This is a genomic window from Nostoc sp. UHCC 0252 (assembly GCF_034931145.1).
Classification (GTDB): Bacteria; Cyanobacteriota; Cyanobacteriia; order Cyanobacteriales; family Nostocaceae; genus Nostoc.
The window spans coordinates 77986-94663 of record NZ_JAYGHE010000017.1 but is presented as its reverse complement, the minus strand read 5'-3'; the positions used below and the strand labels follow the sequence as shown (position 1 = coordinate 94663).

Annotated in this window: 9 protein-coding genes and 1 tRNA gene; 9 read left to right on the top strand and 1 reads right to left on the bottom strand. The window is 40.7% G+C overall.

Annotated features, from left to right (window positions below):
* The first annotated feature begins 37 nt into the window (after positions 1-37).
* From VB732_RS13165 to VB732_RS13155, 3 genes are all read left to right on the top strand, one after another.
* Positions 38-652, top strand: a complete 615-nt coding sequence (locus VB732_RS13165; RefSeq protein ID WP_323231284.1) for a chromophore lyase CpcT/CpeT — start codon at positions 38-40, stop codon at positions 650-652.
* Between the two features lie 225 nt (positions 653-877).
* Positions 878-948 (top strand) — tRNA-Cys (locus VB732_RS13160).
* Positions 949-1352: 404 nt separating this feature from the next.
* Positions 1353-2075, top strand: a complete 723-nt coding sequence (locus VB732_RS13155; RefSeq protein WP_323231283.1) for a hypothetical protein — start codon at positions 1353-1355, stop codon at positions 2073-2075.
* A gap of 33 nt (positions 2076-2108) precedes the next feature.
* Here the strand turns inward: VB732_RS13155 and VB732_RS13150 are convergent, their stop codons facing one another.
* The gene (locus VB732_RS13150) at positions 2109-3233 is read right to left on the bottom strand and encodes a quinone-dependent dihydroorotate dehydrogenase (RefSeq protein WP_323231282.1); all 1125 of its coding nucleotides are present in this window, start codon (positions 3231-3233) and stop codon (positions 2109-2111) included.
* 45 nt (positions 3234-3278) lie between these two features.
* On the opposite strand from VB732_RS13150, the gene VB732_RS13145 reads away from it, so the two are divergent.
* The 6 genes from VB732_RS13145 to VB732_RS13120 all read left to right on the top strand — a co-directional run bounded on the left by VB732_RS13145 (position 3279) and on the right by VB732_RS13120 (position 16606).
* On the top strand, positions 3279-3704 hold the full coding sequence (locus VB732_RS13145) for a GNAT family N-acetyltransferase (protein WP_323231281.1): 426 nt from the start codon (positions 3279-3281) through the stop codon (positions 3702-3704).
* A gap of 207 nt (positions 3705-3911) precedes the next feature.
* Entirely contained in the window at positions 3912-6830 is a 2919-nt protein-coding gene (locus VB732_RS13140; protein ID WP_323231280.1) for a GAF domain-containing protein, read from the top strand.
* 628 nt (positions 6831-7458) lie between these two features.
* Positions 7459-9240 (top strand): vWA domain-containing protein, encoded by a 1782-nt coding sequence (locus VB732_RS13135; protein ID WP_323231279.1) that lies wholly within the window; start codon positions 7459-7461, stop codon positions 9238-9240.
* Positions 9241-9260: 20 nt separating this feature from the next.
* A complete protein-coding gene (locus tag VB732_RS13130) occupies positions 9261-12008 on the top strand; it encodes a tubulin-like doman-containing protein (protein ID WP_323231278.1) in 2748 nt (915 codons plus the stop codon).
* Between the two features lie 206 nt (positions 12009-12214).
* The gene (locus VB732_RS13125; protein WP_323231277.1) at positions 12215-15271 is read left to right on the top strand and encodes a hypothetical protein; all 3057 of its coding nucleotides are present in this window, start codon (positions 12215-12217) and stop codon (positions 15269-15271) included.
* A 378-nt stretch (positions 15272-15649) separates the two neighbouring features.
* Complete coding sequence (locus VB732_RS13120) at positions 15650-16606, top strand: response regulator (protein ID WP_323231276.1); 957 nt, start codon at positions 15650-15652, stop codon at positions 16604-16606.
* The last annotated feature ends 72 nt before the right edge of the window (positions 16607-16678 follow it).

Here is a 16678-nt window from a genome sequence, read left to right as displayed (position 1 = left end):
TTTTGAATTTTGAATTTTGAATTCGGAGCGAAGCGACGTGACTCATTCTACTGATATTGCTACCTTAGCCCGGTGGATGGCAGCTGACTTTAGTAATCAAGAACAAGCTTTTGAAAATCCGCCTTTTTATGCCCACATTCGTGTGTGTATCCGTCCCCTTCCCTTGGAATTATTTTCAGGCGTAAGTTTGTTTCTCGAACAAGCTTATGACTTTATGCTCAATCAACCTTACCGGATGCGGGTCATGAACTTGATTCCGGCAGAAAACCACATTGTTATTGAACACTACACGGTCAAAGAAGAACAAAAATTTTACGGTGCATCTCGTGAACCTGAACGTTTAAAAGTTTTATCCGTTGATCAATTGGAAAAAATGTCAGGTTGCAACATGGTTGTAGAGTGGACAGGTAAAAGCTTTAAAGGCAGAGTTGAACCTGGTAAAGGCTGTATTGTGGTTCGTGACGGCAAAAATACTTATCTAGATAACGAATTTGAGATTGACGCTAAAGAATTTTTTAGCCTCGACCGAGGAAGGGATTTAGAAACTGATGAGCGTCTGTGGGGTTCCATCGCCGGCCCATTTCACTTTGTTCGATGGGCGAATTTTGCCGATGAAGTCAAGCTAATTAACGCGCTCGATGCTCACATTTAGCTGCATCGCAATCTTTTATCCCTGCTCATTATGACAGAAGTTCTGATTAGCGATCGCTAGCTAATCCACACATAACAAGAATCTAAACGGCGATCGCAAAACTAAAGACTACCAGAAACATCCAGTTAACCCACTATCTCTACCTCGCAATCTCGTGCTATTATTGTTAAACTGACGCTGTTTACTCCTTAAGCGGGAAGCAAAAAAGCTCTATAGCGTGGGTATGGCGGCATAGCCAAGTGGTAAGGCAGAGGTCTGCAAAACCTCCACCCCCGGTTCAAATCCGGGTGCCGCCTTTTAATAAATAGAACCTTTACAGGGCTTCTAAGCTCTTTTTTAATGGGAATTTTAGGGTTTTTCCAAAGCCTTTCAAGATTTTTGGGGTAAAACTGGGTAAATACCGATTGCCTATGCACTGACCTGTTACCGATAAAACTGTCAAAGCATTCAGGCTTACCGCTTTTACAATACTTAGAGAATGTTGGCTGAGTCAAAAACCCTCTTTTTTTGGCGGGTAAGAACTTTTGTCAGATCGCAGAAAAAGTACAAATTTTCTAGTTTCAGAAGGCTTGCAACACTTATCCAGTAAAGATTTTGCCGAAAATTTTGCCGTAACTTTGCCAAAAGATACAAAAAAGTGTCACAATTTTTGCCAATATAGATAATATTATTTCCTAAAATTCACTTGGCAAAAATCGGCATGAGTGAAAAACCCATAGAAAACAACGGCAAGGCTTTTCTCGTTCTACTTTTGCCCATCTCGTTTTTGATTATTTTCCTGGTTGCTACCTGGAGAATTTTACTAGCGCTAATGTTTCTGGTAATTGGCTTCAAGCTTTGGCAGGAATATCAATGGCAACAGTGGACTGTACGAGTTAACCCAATTTTTCATCAGTTGGTTCGAGAAAATCAAGGCAGACTTACGCCAATGGATTTGGCAATCAAGGGCAATTTTCCCGGAACAACGGCAAAACGCTACTTGGATAGTAAAGCCTCGGAATTTGGTGCAAGTATAGTGAACTCCGAAGATGCAGGACAGTCTTATTACTTTATAACTGCAAGTATCCTCGGCAATATTCTTGATAGTAGTGAGCCTGTTAAAGAGCTTCCTGCTCAAGCAGTTACTAAAACTGCGCGATCGCTCCTAGCACCACCATCAATCCCACAGGAGGAACCAGAAACTGAATCGCAACCACAGCTAACCCATGAAAAAGATAAACGATCACTGGAAAAACAGTTAATTTTTGGCTCTCTCATTCAATCTGAACTTGCCAAAAGGTTAAATGTCTATTCCAGTACGGTTTATAAACGACGAAACGATCCAGAGTTTCCTGAATGGAGTCGCAGTAAAGACCCTGATGGTATTGCCTGGTCATACTCGGAAAGAACTAAAGAGTTTTTCCCAGTGGAGGAAGAAGGGTAAAACAATTCGTAATTCGTAATTCGTAATTCGTAATTAGAATTTTGGAATATTTGTTTGTAAACCCACAGCTTCGTTGATGGAATTTAATCCGTTTTGTTCTAGTTTGGCAAGCAATCCTGCTAGAATTCGGCGTACCATCAGTGGGCCTTCATAAATCCAGCCTGTATAAACTTGGATCAAGCTAGCACCAGCAGTAATTTTTTCCCAAGCATCATCTGGGGAAAAAATGCCACCAACGCCAATAATTGGGATTTCTCCTTGGGTTTGCTGCCAAATAAAACGAATTACCTCAGTAGAGCGATCGCGCAATGGTTCACCGCTAATTCCGCCAGCTTCTTCTTGGGGTAATTTGCCAGTTTGGTCAATCACTTGGGTTTTCAGTCCATCACGGCTGATGGTGGTGTTAGTGGCGATAATTCCCGCCAATTGGTAGGTTTTAGCCAAAGAAATAATGTCAGCGATCGCAACCCAATCTAAATCTGGCGCTATCTTGACAAAAATAGGTTTATGTGAAGTATTTTCTTGTTGCAATAAATTCAAGATGGCACTGAGCATAGAAGCATCTTGGAGCGATCGCAACCCCGGCGTATTAGGGGAAGAGACATTAACAACAAAATAGTCTCCCAAATCCTTGAGTAAGCGAAAACTATCAAGATAATCTTGTGCGGCTTCTTCTAGAGGAGTTACCTTAGATTTACCCAAATTTATCCCTATAGGTATTAAGTGGGTTGACTGCTGTTTCAAACGTTCTGCCATCACTGCTGCACCAAGATTATTAAAGCCCATGCGATTGAGAGCGGCTTTATCCAACGGCAAGCGAAACAAACGGGGACGCGGATTTCCTGGCTGTGCGTGAAAAGTTACAGTTCCTAGTTCTGCAAAGCCAAAACCCAGGTTAGGCCAAATACCAGCAGCGACTCCATCCTTATCAAAGCCAGCTGCTAATCCTACCGGATTTGGGAAATTTAGCCCAAACAAATTTTGTTCTAGGCGGGAATCGTACAAACATAAAGATTTTTGTAAGCGTTGGTTTACCCAACTAGAAGGCGTTTGCGATAGCCCATTAAAACTGCGAATCGTCTGCTGATGTAACCACTCCGGGTCTGTTTTTACCACATTGAACAAAAGCGGACTAATTGCAAATTTATAAATATCCATTAGCTTTTATAAAGAATAACTCAGAAATCAGAAGTCAGAATCAGGATGATTACAGTTCAGGTAGAACAGGAAGTAACTCAGCAGGATCGGATGACAGTCATCCAAATGATTCGCCAGTTCAATCAAAATTTTTTTCCGTTGTCAAAGTGGCAACCTGTAGCAGTTTTTGCACGAGATGAATCAGGCTTGATTGTTGGTGGAGTTATGGGCGAAATCGGTTGCAATTGGCTTTATATCAGAGTCTTAGTTGTTCAAGAAGGCTTACGCGGTAAAGGGATTGGAAGCAATATCCTTAAAATTGCTGAAAAAGAAGGTCAAAAGCAAAACTGTGTAGGGGTTCATCTTGAGACATTAGACTTTCAAGCTAAAGAATTTTATGAATCTCAAGGCTACACTGTATTTGGTTTTCAAGAAAATTACCCACTTGGGCATAAAAGATACTTCATGCAAAAGTTATTTAATTTGAGTTAAACATTCACGAGGCAGGAGGCAGCTATTTTAAGTTGCATAGTTCAAATCGCTAGAAAGACGCAAAGACGCGGAATGCAATTTGAATGACAATTAGCTTAATTTCCTATTAAGCTGTTCAGGTTCAACATTAAACACTTGTCGCAATATTACTCAGGGTGCTTTTCTGGGCATCTTATATATTACAAGTTATGTTAACCAATAAATCAGATGGGGCAGCCGCAAAAACCTATAGCCGCCGAACAGCAGATCCTCTCCTTGGGGCGTGTCCTTCAGAACCTCAGAGAAGAAGATGATGTTGACGTTCTGATTGAAATTACTATTTCTTATCTTAAAGAACAGTTTGACTACAGACTGATTTGGATTGCTCTTTACGATCGCCTAAATCACATATTATTCGGCAAAGGCGGCATTACACCGGATCGTGACACAAGCTTTTTATACCAGAAGGTTGTTCTCAGCCCTGGCGACTTATTAGAGCAAGTGGTGATTGAACAACATCCCTTGGGCATAGCTGATTTACAAACTGAAATCCGCGCCGCCGAATGGCGCAAAATCGCTGAAAAATTGCAGATTAAAGGAACGATTATTTTACCAATTCGCTATAAAGATCGTTGCTTGGGCTTGCTGTTACTGGGTTCAGAACGCTGGGGCTATCTACTGACAGGGGAAGCAAAAGCACGTTTGATGATGGTTTTAGGTGAATTGGGGGCATTGCTTTATCAGCAGGAAATGCATAAGCAGCAAAAGCAAACCAAGCGAACCGATGAGCCATTATTAGAATTACTTGAAAATTTACGCACCCTCCCTAACCTTAATCAAAGACTAGAAGCAGGGGTACAAGCAACTCATAAATTTGTCTCCCCTAGCCGGACAAATGTTTACTGGTTTGAGCGGGAAGGGCGCTACTTTTGGTGTCGGATGAGCAATCAGCTTGTCAAAATCGATCGCGATTCTAGCATTCAGCAAGCGGCGGGAATGACTGTACAGGACTTGAGCGACTTTTATTATGCTTTGGCAGTCAACCAAATTGTCTCGATTGGTGATGCACGCAGTTCTTTAAAGAGCCATTTTACAGCGAAATTACTGCAAAAGCTGAAGGTGCGATCGCTCTTGGCTGCTCCAATTATCTGGCAAAAGAACTTGCTCGGTTTTCTGGCGGTAGAAAGCAATGAACCTCGAATCTGGACGGAGGCAGACAAAAATTTTGTTCAGGGTGTGGCTGGTTTAATCTCCCTAATTGCACCTAACGAAACTATGGAAAGTACTATCAAACAGATTCGAGAGGATGCCCAACTAACTAGTCAAGTTGCCCAAGGTATCTATAGCGAACATGAACTTCAGGAAACTTTGCACAGCTGTGCTAAAAGAGTTTTAACTCGACTAGCAGCTACCCGCTTTTTGCTGTTGCAGTACGATCCTGAACAGAATAATTATCAATTTATTTACCAAAGTCAGCCCCATAATCGGCGAGCGTTGACATTTAGCTTGAATATTCTCAAAGAAATAGATGGACAGCTTTTGCAACGTTCAACTGAAGCGCTAGAAATTGAAAATTTAGATGAAGATTTACGCTTTTTTAACTGGCGGCCCTTGTTATTAGAAAATGGAGTGCGATCGCTACTTATTTGTAAATGCACTCACGGTCATACCCCACCAGCAATTTTGCTCATCACTCATGAAACCCATCGCTCTTGGACAACTCTGGAAAAAGAGTTACTGTGGGCTGTTAGTCAACAAATTGGTGTGATTGTTCGTCAGTGGCAATTGCACAACCGTACTACCCAGCAGCAAAAAACTTCCCAGGCTTTTGAGCAATGCCTCAACGTCTTGACACAAACTCAGAACAGCAACGAGGTTAAAAAAAATCGTTTAGAACAGACAGCACTCGAACAAATAGCATCAATTCTAGGTTGTCCATTAGCGTTACTACTATCCTGGTCGCCTGGTGAAAATTGGGCAGAAATTATCCCTGGGGTGGTTGACAATAGCCAATTTGGGATTTCTTCTGATGCACCTATTTCTATCCAGTCTGAAGCCTTAATTCAGTGGGCACTGGTTACGGAAAATTACTTGACTTTGAAAGTGGATAATTTACCCCCAGAAACTCGAAAATGGTTAAATACTCCAGATAAAGGTCAAATTTTGGTCATGGCATTACGTACTAATGCTGATTATGAAATCACAGGAGTAGTATTATTAGCAGACTATCAAGAGCGTCGCTGGTTACAACAAAGCCTAAATGCGATCGCAACTCTGGTTACTCAATTAGCTTGGTGGCGTCGTCAAAAGCAAATTACCCGCCTTCTAGAATCCACGACAGAAGAATTACGACAACTCAACTGGTACAAACATCGTCGCCTAGAGGAAATTCAAAGAATAACGGCGCTATCCCTGAAACAAATACATGATTTAGGCATCCCTGCTAATGAACTGACTCAGATGCGCTACCAGTTATTGCTAAGACAATTAGACCAGACAACCGCCTCCATGAGTGGAATGCTCAAACTTGAGAACTGGCAGCTACATATCAGTTGGGAAACTATGCCCATAGCCAGTTTACTAAAGCGATCGCTCGAACGCATCGAAAATTTACTCAAACAACAAAAGCTGTGGATTGGTGTACACGGCTTGGGACAATCAATCGATGATCCAGAACCGCCCAAGAACTCTGCATTAGCTAAAAGCATTCCTACCAGCCCTCAATCCACAATGGCGATCGCTGGTGATATTGTCAAAATTGAATTAGTTATCCATGAATTATTGGTTACTGCCTGTAACCGTTCTCCAATCGGCAGCAGAATTGACATTTGGTGTCGCCGTTTAGATGCGTCAAAACCCTCAGAGGCAAAGTATTCTTCTACAACTGGAGGAACCGAACATCCGAAATCCCTAGAACTGTCGATTACATATAACGGTGCGATCGAATCACAGCTACTTACAGAACTACATGATAATACACCCAAAGATGTCCTTGCTCCCTCCAAACTCGACCAACCGCCAGCTTTACATCTACTAATCTGCCAAAACCTTATGCTGGAACTGGGAGGAGAGTTAAATTTCTATCAGTTACCAGATAATCGAGTAGTTAGCCGTTTACTTTTACCGTTAGTTGGTCATGATTCTTAGTGGAGCTTTCTGTATGTTAATTATACTGGAACCGCTATAACCACAAGCCCTAACAATTTATCATTGTGACTGTCAAGGCTAATTAAACGGAAATATAAAGTTATCTTGGCAGCTATCTCAACTATTTTGTATATATTTACTGACTCTATGAATAGTTGAATTTGTAGCTTTTAATAACTTGCACATTTGCAAAAAAAGATGACATTTTTTGAAAAACTAGCTAACATATAACTTGACAAAACATTGATTAGCATAATTCATATTTTTATTCGCAAAAAAAATAATTAGTTAGACAACCATTGTTAAAGGTTTCCATAAAATACACATAATAATATGATTAAAAAATAATTACTAATTATTATCGGGCTTTCTCTGATATCTAACCATTATTTAGATATCAATAGAATATTTTCTATTTAGGATAATTAAATAAAGATAGCTTAAATTTACCAAAAAGAGAAGTAGATGGATGGTACAACAGTATATTTAAAGTTATTAAACGAATTAAATATCAATTGTTAAATGACTGTTTTACAAAAGACGAATACAAAATTACTATGCATGGAGAAATCTAACAATGATTTTTAGATACTTCAATCATTGGTTGAGATTTCGTTCAATCCAAAGCATGTTTTTTTTAGCTCTTATATCAATTTCTAACTTATATAGTGCATCTGCTCAAACTGCCATTAAGGGTGGAATTGACTGGATTTTAGTAGTAGATACTTCTGCTTCTATGCGTGGTGTAGGTGGAACAAAAAATATTTTTGAACCAGTCAAGAATTCTATTACCGAATTTGTGAACACTGCCAGATTAGGCGATACCGTTACTATTTATACTTTTGACAAAGAAGTAGCTTTAAATGCAGATGATATCAAGATTACCAGTAATCCAGATAGGGGTAAACTCAAGCAAATAATTAGCTCACTTCAGGCGGAAGGTGTGCGTACTCATACAGGTAAGGCTGTGCAAAAAGCGTTGCAACATTCTGCCTCGTTAAACCAACGTGCTGATTCTCTTGGGCGGACTGTCAGTATAGTATTTTTAACTGACGGATTAGAAGATGTGCGTGGTATTTCTAATCCTGTTCTTATTCCTAGCAATACACAATTTTTGCGTGAGCAACAATGTAAGCCCTATATATTTTTTGTATCTTTAGGATTAAAAGAACACGAAAAGCAACTAAATGAATTTGCTAGCAATCCAGCGCTTTGTGGAAAAGGGCAGGTATTACGAGATCCTGGGGGAGTTCAGCTAAACCAACTGGCTCAAAATATCCGACCAGCGCTTATTAAACCCAAACTTGATGTTAATTTACCCACTGCCAATTTAGCGCCAGTATCACCGGGAGCAACTACTGAACCACTCAATATTAATGGTATTAGTAATGTCAATGCTAAGGTAAGTTTGCAGCTGGAAGACCCTCAGCAAAGTGGTATTCGCTTAATTTCACCCGATCGCACCATCGACTTAGTTGCGAATCAAGCAACAGTCATTCCTGTGCGTTTACAGATACCACCGCAGGCAAAGGGGGGCACTAGTAGCTTGCGCTTGGTGTTGATAAGTGCAGATCAGGCGATCGCACCAATAGAAATTGACCTACCTATAACCATTCAGTCACAACTGCAAATACAACCGACAAAGATAGATTTTGGCTCAGTAGAGGCAGGAAAAACCACTGAAACCCAAACTTTTGTAGTTCGCAGCAATATATCTGGAACAGCTAGCTTACAACTGCAAGGCAATTTCAAAGACGTTTCTATAGCAGAACCTTCAGCAGCCATATCCTTACAACCAGGAGAAAGTAGAGTTCCTGTGCAGTTGCAGATTACTGATAGTAGTTTTGCAGGCGATCGCACCTTTACCCTAATCCTAACCCCAGATAACTCAATTGCTAATCCTGTAAGTACAGAAGTTCATCTGTATATTTTGATGCCACTGTGGCGAAAAATAGTTATTTGGTTGCTCTTACTGCTGTTGGTGTTGTTAATTACCCTGATAGTAATTTGTTTGATTCAACGCAAAACCCCTTTGGAATTAGTCGAAGATTTCCGCAACCGTAAACGCTTAGAAGGAGCGTTGGTAGTGCTAGAACCACTGCCACAATCATCGGAAGACGAAGAGATTAGTCTCACTAACCTACACAAGGGTAGAGTATACCTGAGTGAATTGATACCAGCCATTGCTGCAACAAATTCTGATGCCGAGTTAGTCACAGTTTGGCGGTTAGGCAAAAAGAATATAGATTTGCGATGTTTGAAAGGTGTAATTTTTGTCAATACTAAAAATATAAATACAGATGAACTCTTCAACGAGGACATCATCCAGATTGGCAATGTTAAGTTGCAATTTAACTGGATTGAACACCAAAGACCCTCTGAGCCAGGCAGTGGGCAGACAAACTTTTGAATAATATCACAGGAAAGTGAATGTTAAGTCCCACGGTTGTGCGTCCCACGGTTGTTTTTCGTCCTACCGTTGTTATCGGGCTAGGAGGAACGGGTTATGAAGTCGTACTTAAACTTAAAAAGCGATTTATAGATGTTTACGGCTCAGTTCCAGAAGTTATTCGTTTTATTTCTATTGATACTACTGAAAATATCCAAGAACGAGAAAAATCACCTGATGGCACTAAGGTTATCTTAGAACCCAATGAACTTTATGCAATTTCTGTCGCAAATCCCCTACCGCTAACACGTAACGACCACATCGCTGAATGGTGGCCTAGGGATATTTCCGCAGCCAGCTTGATTAGTGGCGCTGGACAGATTCGGGCCCGGGGACGGCTCGCCTTATTTGCGAAAGTAGGCGATATTGACGCTTTAATTGCTCAAGCAATCAATACTGTCCGCGAAATTCGCACTAGTAAACAAGCATTTTCCGATAACTTTCAAGTTTCCAGCCGGGATGGTGTCGAAGTTTTTATTGTTGGCAGTTTGGCGGGTGGAACGGGCAGTGGTACATTCTTAGATACGGCTTTTTTAACACGGCAACATCTCAATAATTTTTCTAATATTACAGGGGTATTTGTTTTACCGAGAGTGTTTGCCAATATTCCCCAAACTCACTTGGTAAAGTCTAATGCCTATGGCGCTCTCAAGGAAATCGAGCATTTTTGGGGATTGTCACCATCTAATAGCATTGAAATTGATTATGGCATCAAAAAAATCAAAGCCGATCGCCCTCCCTTTGATGCTGTATTTTTAATTGACGGGGTTAACAAAAATGGTACTGTAGTCGGTCGTCCTGACGATTTGCAAAATTTAGTTGCAGATGGTTTGTACATTCAAATTGGTTCTCAAATCGGTTTAGACGCTGCTAACGTTGCTGATAACATTCGCGCTTATCTGGCAACTGGTGAAAAAGTTCGAGGACGCAATATAAATTATTGTAGTTTTGGCTTTGCCACCCTGACTCTGCCAGTACAGCAATACGAGCGGATGAAATTAGAGGATGCTCAAAGCTTGCTGAAGAATGAGTTAATGGCATCTACCGCAACACCTGATTTAGAAAGCGACATCACCCGGTTTTTAGAAGATTGCAAGTTAGCAGAAGCTACTACTCTCCTGAATGCGTTGACTGAAAGTGATCGCGGCGGACAGATGAAACCCGAATTTAGAATTGGCGAAATCCGTCAGGATCGCACAGCTTTACCGACAATCAAAGAACTCTACAAACGGCAGTTGGATCAATTTGAACAACGGACGGCTCAAGAACTCGGATTGAGTTTCTATCGTTTAGAGCAAACTGCATCTGCTGCGATCGCAACTTTCTGGGAACGCGGTCTTAACCGTCCCAATGGGCTAGCTTATGTTTTGGAATTTTTGAGCAAACTTTCCCAAAAATTAGACGAATTACAGCAAGGTGTGCAGCAAAAATCGCAAGAGGCACAATCCAGTTTCAATGCTTTGAAATTAGAACCACAAGAAGAAAAAATTAAAGAAGTTGCAGAAACTTGGTTCCCAAATAAAAACACGATCCAAGCAGCTTGTCAGAGATACAAAGAACGGGCTGACCAAAAGTGGAAAACTTATTTACATTGGAAACGGTGTGATAAAGCGGCTGAACTCTATGGTTTACTACGGGCGAAGGTAGAGCAAATCCAGGAAAAGTGTCAGCGTCTACACAGCAACTTAGATAAAGTTTACCGAGATATAGAACAGAGTTATCACGAGGTCAATCGTCAAGGAAGTAACGATAATCCCTTTATTCACACCATTCAGCGCATCAACCTGCAATCGAAACGCCCCAAAGTTGCTGGCGAAGATTTTATCCGTTGGCATCGAGAACAGTCTCAAACTTTAACCAATTGGTCTGAGAAAAAAGCTGAAGATGTCAAGAACGAAATCCTGAAATTTGTAAATGAAGCTTACTATCCTCTCACCAGTATGACTGTTGAGGAGGTTTTAGCAGATAGTAATCCCGAAGATGCGGGACAAGATTTGCAACAACTTGGCAAACTTGCAGTTCCTCTCTGGCAGTATGAAGTATCGGAAATTCCCATTCAACAGCAACACTTAATCACAGAATTTTATTATTACGGAGTAGAGAGCAACAACACAATTTTTAGCGATCCACCTCTTTCTAATCGCTTACCTAAAGGAAATAATAATCCTTCTTTCGTACCGACAGGCGAACCTCATAAGGTGATGTTGTTTCGGGTGGAAGTCGGTGTTCCCTTATTTGCATTCAACGGTATGAGGGAACTGGAGTCAGCTTACCTAGATCCGAATAAAGTCTTCAAACACTTACATCGCAATTGGACAAACTTAGCTAATTTAATTCCACCGGAAGATGATGGTGGGGCGTTGCGTTGGTTTGCTTTAGCGCTAGCACCCGATCCTTATAAATTAGTTGTCAATCAAAGTAAGAAATATTTTGTTTCTACAGAACAAGCGAAAAGATTAGAGGGCGGAGTTTTGCCTTTAGGAAGCGATCGCAAATCAGCATTTAAAGCTTTTAAAAGTAACTTGCCTCTAGTCAAGGAAATTTCTGACAAAGTTGAGCGAATTACCCATCAAGACCAAGACAAAGCCAAATTTACTTTGCAAAACTACATCAATCACCTCAATCAGGTTTTAAAAGATGGCAAGGTTGATGCCCAGATTCAAGAACAGGTAGAAATGGAAATCCAGGAAATTGAAGCTTACCTGGAAGATTTAGATGTAATTATTTAGCAACTTCCAAAATTCACCCCCTGCCTCCCCTGCTTGCCCCAATTTATCCCACTGTTCTGCAAGGGACTTCCAAATAAAAAAACTGGCAAAAAAACTCTCTCCTCCTTATTCCTCTGTGTTCTCTGTGTCTCTGTGGTTCGTTTATTTCTTGGAAGTCCCCAACGCCAATTATTTAGCCCTATAGTTTGCACTCTGAGAGTGTCCCCATGCCAAAACCAACTATTTTACTTGCACTCGATCCTCACAGTGCCGCTTTTTGTGCAGCCATTAAACGGCAACTGCAAGAATTTCCAGCCGATCAAACCTGCTTAATCCAAACTTATACATTAACTTGGGATGGTCAAACTTTTGGCTTTAGTAGCGAGTTAGATCAGTTTGCTGACACGAGTTTTGATCTGGCTCAAACTCATAGTAAACAAGCTTATGTCTCCAAAATTCGTACCCAGTTCAGCGAAGCGACAGGCGAACTGCAAACTGCACTGATTGAATTATTGAAAACGGCTAGTCAATCCAAAGAAGCGATCGCAGCGAAACGCCAAGGAGTGGAAATCAGCAGCAGCCATCGAGTATATCTCATGCTATCAGCCAGCAATCAATTTGCTAGGGGAGTAGTTTTTGACATAGTACGCTTGATTCGTTGGCTATTTTCTAAGTACTTTACAGATATTCCTTACAGCTTAGAAGCTTTATTACTATTGCCAGGGTTATTTACCCAAACCACAACTACTGATTACGGTGCTGCTTACGCCTTCCTGAAAGAGTTAGATTACAAAATGATCGGTGGGGTTGTGATTACAGGTAGTCAAAAAGTACCACCTTTTGATAACTGCTGGCTGATGGATGAGCGAATTGGGGGACTAAGTGATAATTTGCCCAGCTATGCTGATGCTTTGGCAGGTTTTCTCACCGTGGAACCAGAAACCAACGGCTTATTGCTTGGCGCACAAAAAGTACGGGGAAAAATACCAGCCTATAGTTCATTTGGTTATGGAGAATTGTTTTTCGCAGGAGAAACAACTATTAACCGTTTGAGTGCTGCCTTTGCTGCCGATATTATCAGGGAGCAGTTTTTACCGAAGGCAGAATTCACTCCCGAAGCAAGTCGCAAATGCCTATTAGATGCCAAAGGATTTGTCCTCAGCGAAGATTTCAGTAATGCTTTTCTGCAATTAGAACGAGACAACGGCAAACCAGTTTGGCAAGATTTTAATCCGCGTATTGAGATCCATGCTGGGATGGCACAACAATATGGGATGGAATTGCAACGTGCTTATCGGCAGTTTGAAAATAAAGAGCTACTTTCTTATAAGCGCACGTTAGAAAAGTGTTGTAAACAACTACAAGGAAACCTCACCAACTTCCTAGATCGCAGCATAAATAGCTATATTGATGCTACACCTAGAGGCTTACATGAAGGAGTTAGGCTATTAAACATATTGACCTTTTTGTATTTGGAACTGCAAACGGATGCCATTGGCGATCAATCCCAAAATTTGGTTACAGAACTACGAACGGCTGAAGCATTTCTTGACTCAAGATTGCAGGTAACAATTGATCGAGAAGCCACTCAAAAGTTGCTCAACCAAGTTCTATCCTTAAAATTGCGGCAGCAACAATTACAAGATGCTTTAACTGAAAGAAAATCTGAAGAACAACAGCAAGAGTTACAAACAACTCAGAAACAGCTAGAAACAGCAGTTTCTGACTATCGTCAAGGGTTAAATGCCGAAATCGAACAAGCTCGACAAATCCGCTTTATGGCGATCGCTCGCGCTCGTGAACAAGCTGAAGCTGTGATCGTTGTAGCTCAGAACCATTTAACGGCGATTGAAAATCAACTTGAAACAGCTACAGATAACTTAGATGAACTGCTAACGGAAGAAAACCGTTTTCGATCGCAGTATCTGATCGTTTATCCGATTTTAGTTACTGGTGCAATATTCGCCTTGCTGGTTCTGACCGGAATTTTCAGTCAATCAACACTATGGCAGTTATTGCAAAGGTTTTGGGCTAACTTAGTTACTTATCTGCTTTGGACTGCGGTAACAATTTTAACTTACTTAGGGATAGTTTGGCTCAAGTACAGCACTAATATTCGCGATCGCATTCAGAAGGTTCAGAAACAAATTAAACGCCTAGAAAGCACTATTAAAGCAACCGCCGTCGAATTGCGTCGCAGTTATAATGAACAATTAAAGTTAGAGTACGATTTATACGCCCAAAATCTCCGTGTCGAGGCGTTAAATTATTTGATTAAAACAGCTAAACAAAGAACTGAAACCTTACGTCAAACTCTGTCCGATTTCTCTGAGATATACAATAATTTAATTGCTCAACGCGATCAAGCTACCACGAAGTTCTCCGAAACTCGGCTCACAGTTCTAACTGATGCGGATATTGATACTTATTACCAAAGTTTCCTTTCCACATTACCAACTGAAAATTTTACTCAAGAACAGGTTAGCCGTTCTCAATCGTGGAAAATTTCTGCTGAAGAATTTCAGAATCAACTTATCCCCTTTGCTCGTCAGCAGTTTGAGCAATTGGGTAACTTGTCTATTGGCGAAGTATTAAAGCAATCAGATTTAATTGCCGCCAATACAGCTAATTTGCGTTTGAATCAACTTTATGATAGCGCTAATTTGTTGCTGCGAATTCAAGATATTGACACTAACTTAAACCCAACTTCTCAACGGGAGATTACCCTCTGGCTGGGAGCAAAAGATAAAGAACAAATTTTTGCGTTTTACAGCCGATTTAGTCGTACTTTAACCGCCTTAGTAGCTGAAGATGAGCAACGATTGTGTATTTTAACTCGTTCCTTGGGCTTTCCGGCTTATTTTCTCAGCCAAATTGAGTATTATCGAGACTGCTATGAACGGACTCAGAGCGAACAAATCGATGAAGACGAAAACGTTCCCGATTTAATCCCAGAAGAAATTGGTTCTGGTAGGGAATTAAAACTAGCTTATCAGACGGTGATTTTAGCGATCGCTCTTGGGCTATTATCCCAGCATTCTCAAGCTGATTATCAATTTAAGAGTCGGTCAATTGGTAAAGATAGAGAACAAATTGCCTTAGCTTTAGCAAATGAGTTTACCCTTCAGGAACTTTATGGAGACTTAGAAGAACGTATCGAAACATTTGAACGTGATTTTATCTACCATAAATTACAAGAATTCGGAACATCTGCTTCAGATTTAAATTCTTACGAACGTAAGCTTTTAGATTATCTACTCTCGGAGTATAATCCCCTGAATTAGATGGAGGAAAGGTGAATTAAAACCTTTCTCTTTCCCCTTTAACCCTTAACCGAAAAGTATTGGCTGCTTGCTGTTGCCGTTAGTTAGTCATGATTCTTAGTACTATTTTTCAACCACTGCCATTCATTTAAAGTTAGTTTTATTAACTATGCCGCCATCACTGGATTGCCATTGCATAATTAGGCTGATTTAGTTTGTTTTTCTAGTGCAATTTTTTTAATTCAAATGTTTGGACAGCCAAATATCCTCTGTATTACTCACATCTGCGTATTCAAAACGGAAATTAAGTCCGTAAAAACCCTTGATAGATTTTCGCTATTTTCAACTAAGCTTGGTATGGAATATAACAAGATAGTGAATATTTAAAGGAAATATCTTATGGATAAGCCCAGTGGCGAAAGTGATAAACTCCAATCTCAAGTGATGACTCTGGAACGTCCAAAAAAGCTCAAAATTTTGGTAGTTGACGATGAGCCAGATAACCTCGATTTACTTTATCGCACCTTTCGACGCGACTTTAATGTTCTGAAAGCTGATAGTGGGGTGAACGCCCTCCAAGTTTTAGCAACAGAAGGGGAGGTGGCCGTGATTATCTCCGATCAACGGATGCCAGAAATGAAAGGAACTGAGTTTTTGAGTAAGACTGTACCTCAGTTTCCCGATACGGTCAGGATAATTCTCACCGGATTTACTGATATTGAAGACTTGGTAGAAGCAATTAATGCAGGGCAAGTCTACAAATATATCACCAAGCCTTGGGATCCTGGCGAACTAAAGGCAGTGGTGCAAAGAGCCGCAGAAACTTACGACTTGCTTAAGCAACGTACAGAAGAATTACGCCGCGCTCATGCTCAAATGGCGCTGTTGAGTGTTTTGGTACAGGTAACTCAAGCAGCTTCTAGCTTAGAGGAAACTCTCACTCCGATCGCTAAGGCTGTGAGTGAGACTTTTGGGGCAGAAGGCTGTATTCTCCAGCTTACAGATGGAAACAATCTGGTTGCCACTCAAGGAAGTTACAGTGACACAGGTACGATAGATAATTGGTTATCTCTTGATCCTCTGACAACGGAAGCGATCGCCACTGGGCAAATGCAAGTTTCTTTAAATGTACTAAAAGATACTAAGCTAGTTGATGCAATTCATTACAAAAATACAGATGTACAAGCACATTTAGTTATCCCAATTAGCTACCGTCATAAACTTTTAGGTGTATTGTCCCTACAGTGGAAACAACCCTGTACTTTGCGTGAAGATGAATTAATGTTAATTAATTTATCAGCCGAACTAGTAGCGATCGCTCTTACTAGTAGTCACTGCCCTAAAACACCTGTGTAATTGTCCTTTATCATTTGTCCTTTGTCCTTTATCCTTGACAAATGACAAATGACGAATGACCAATGACTAATT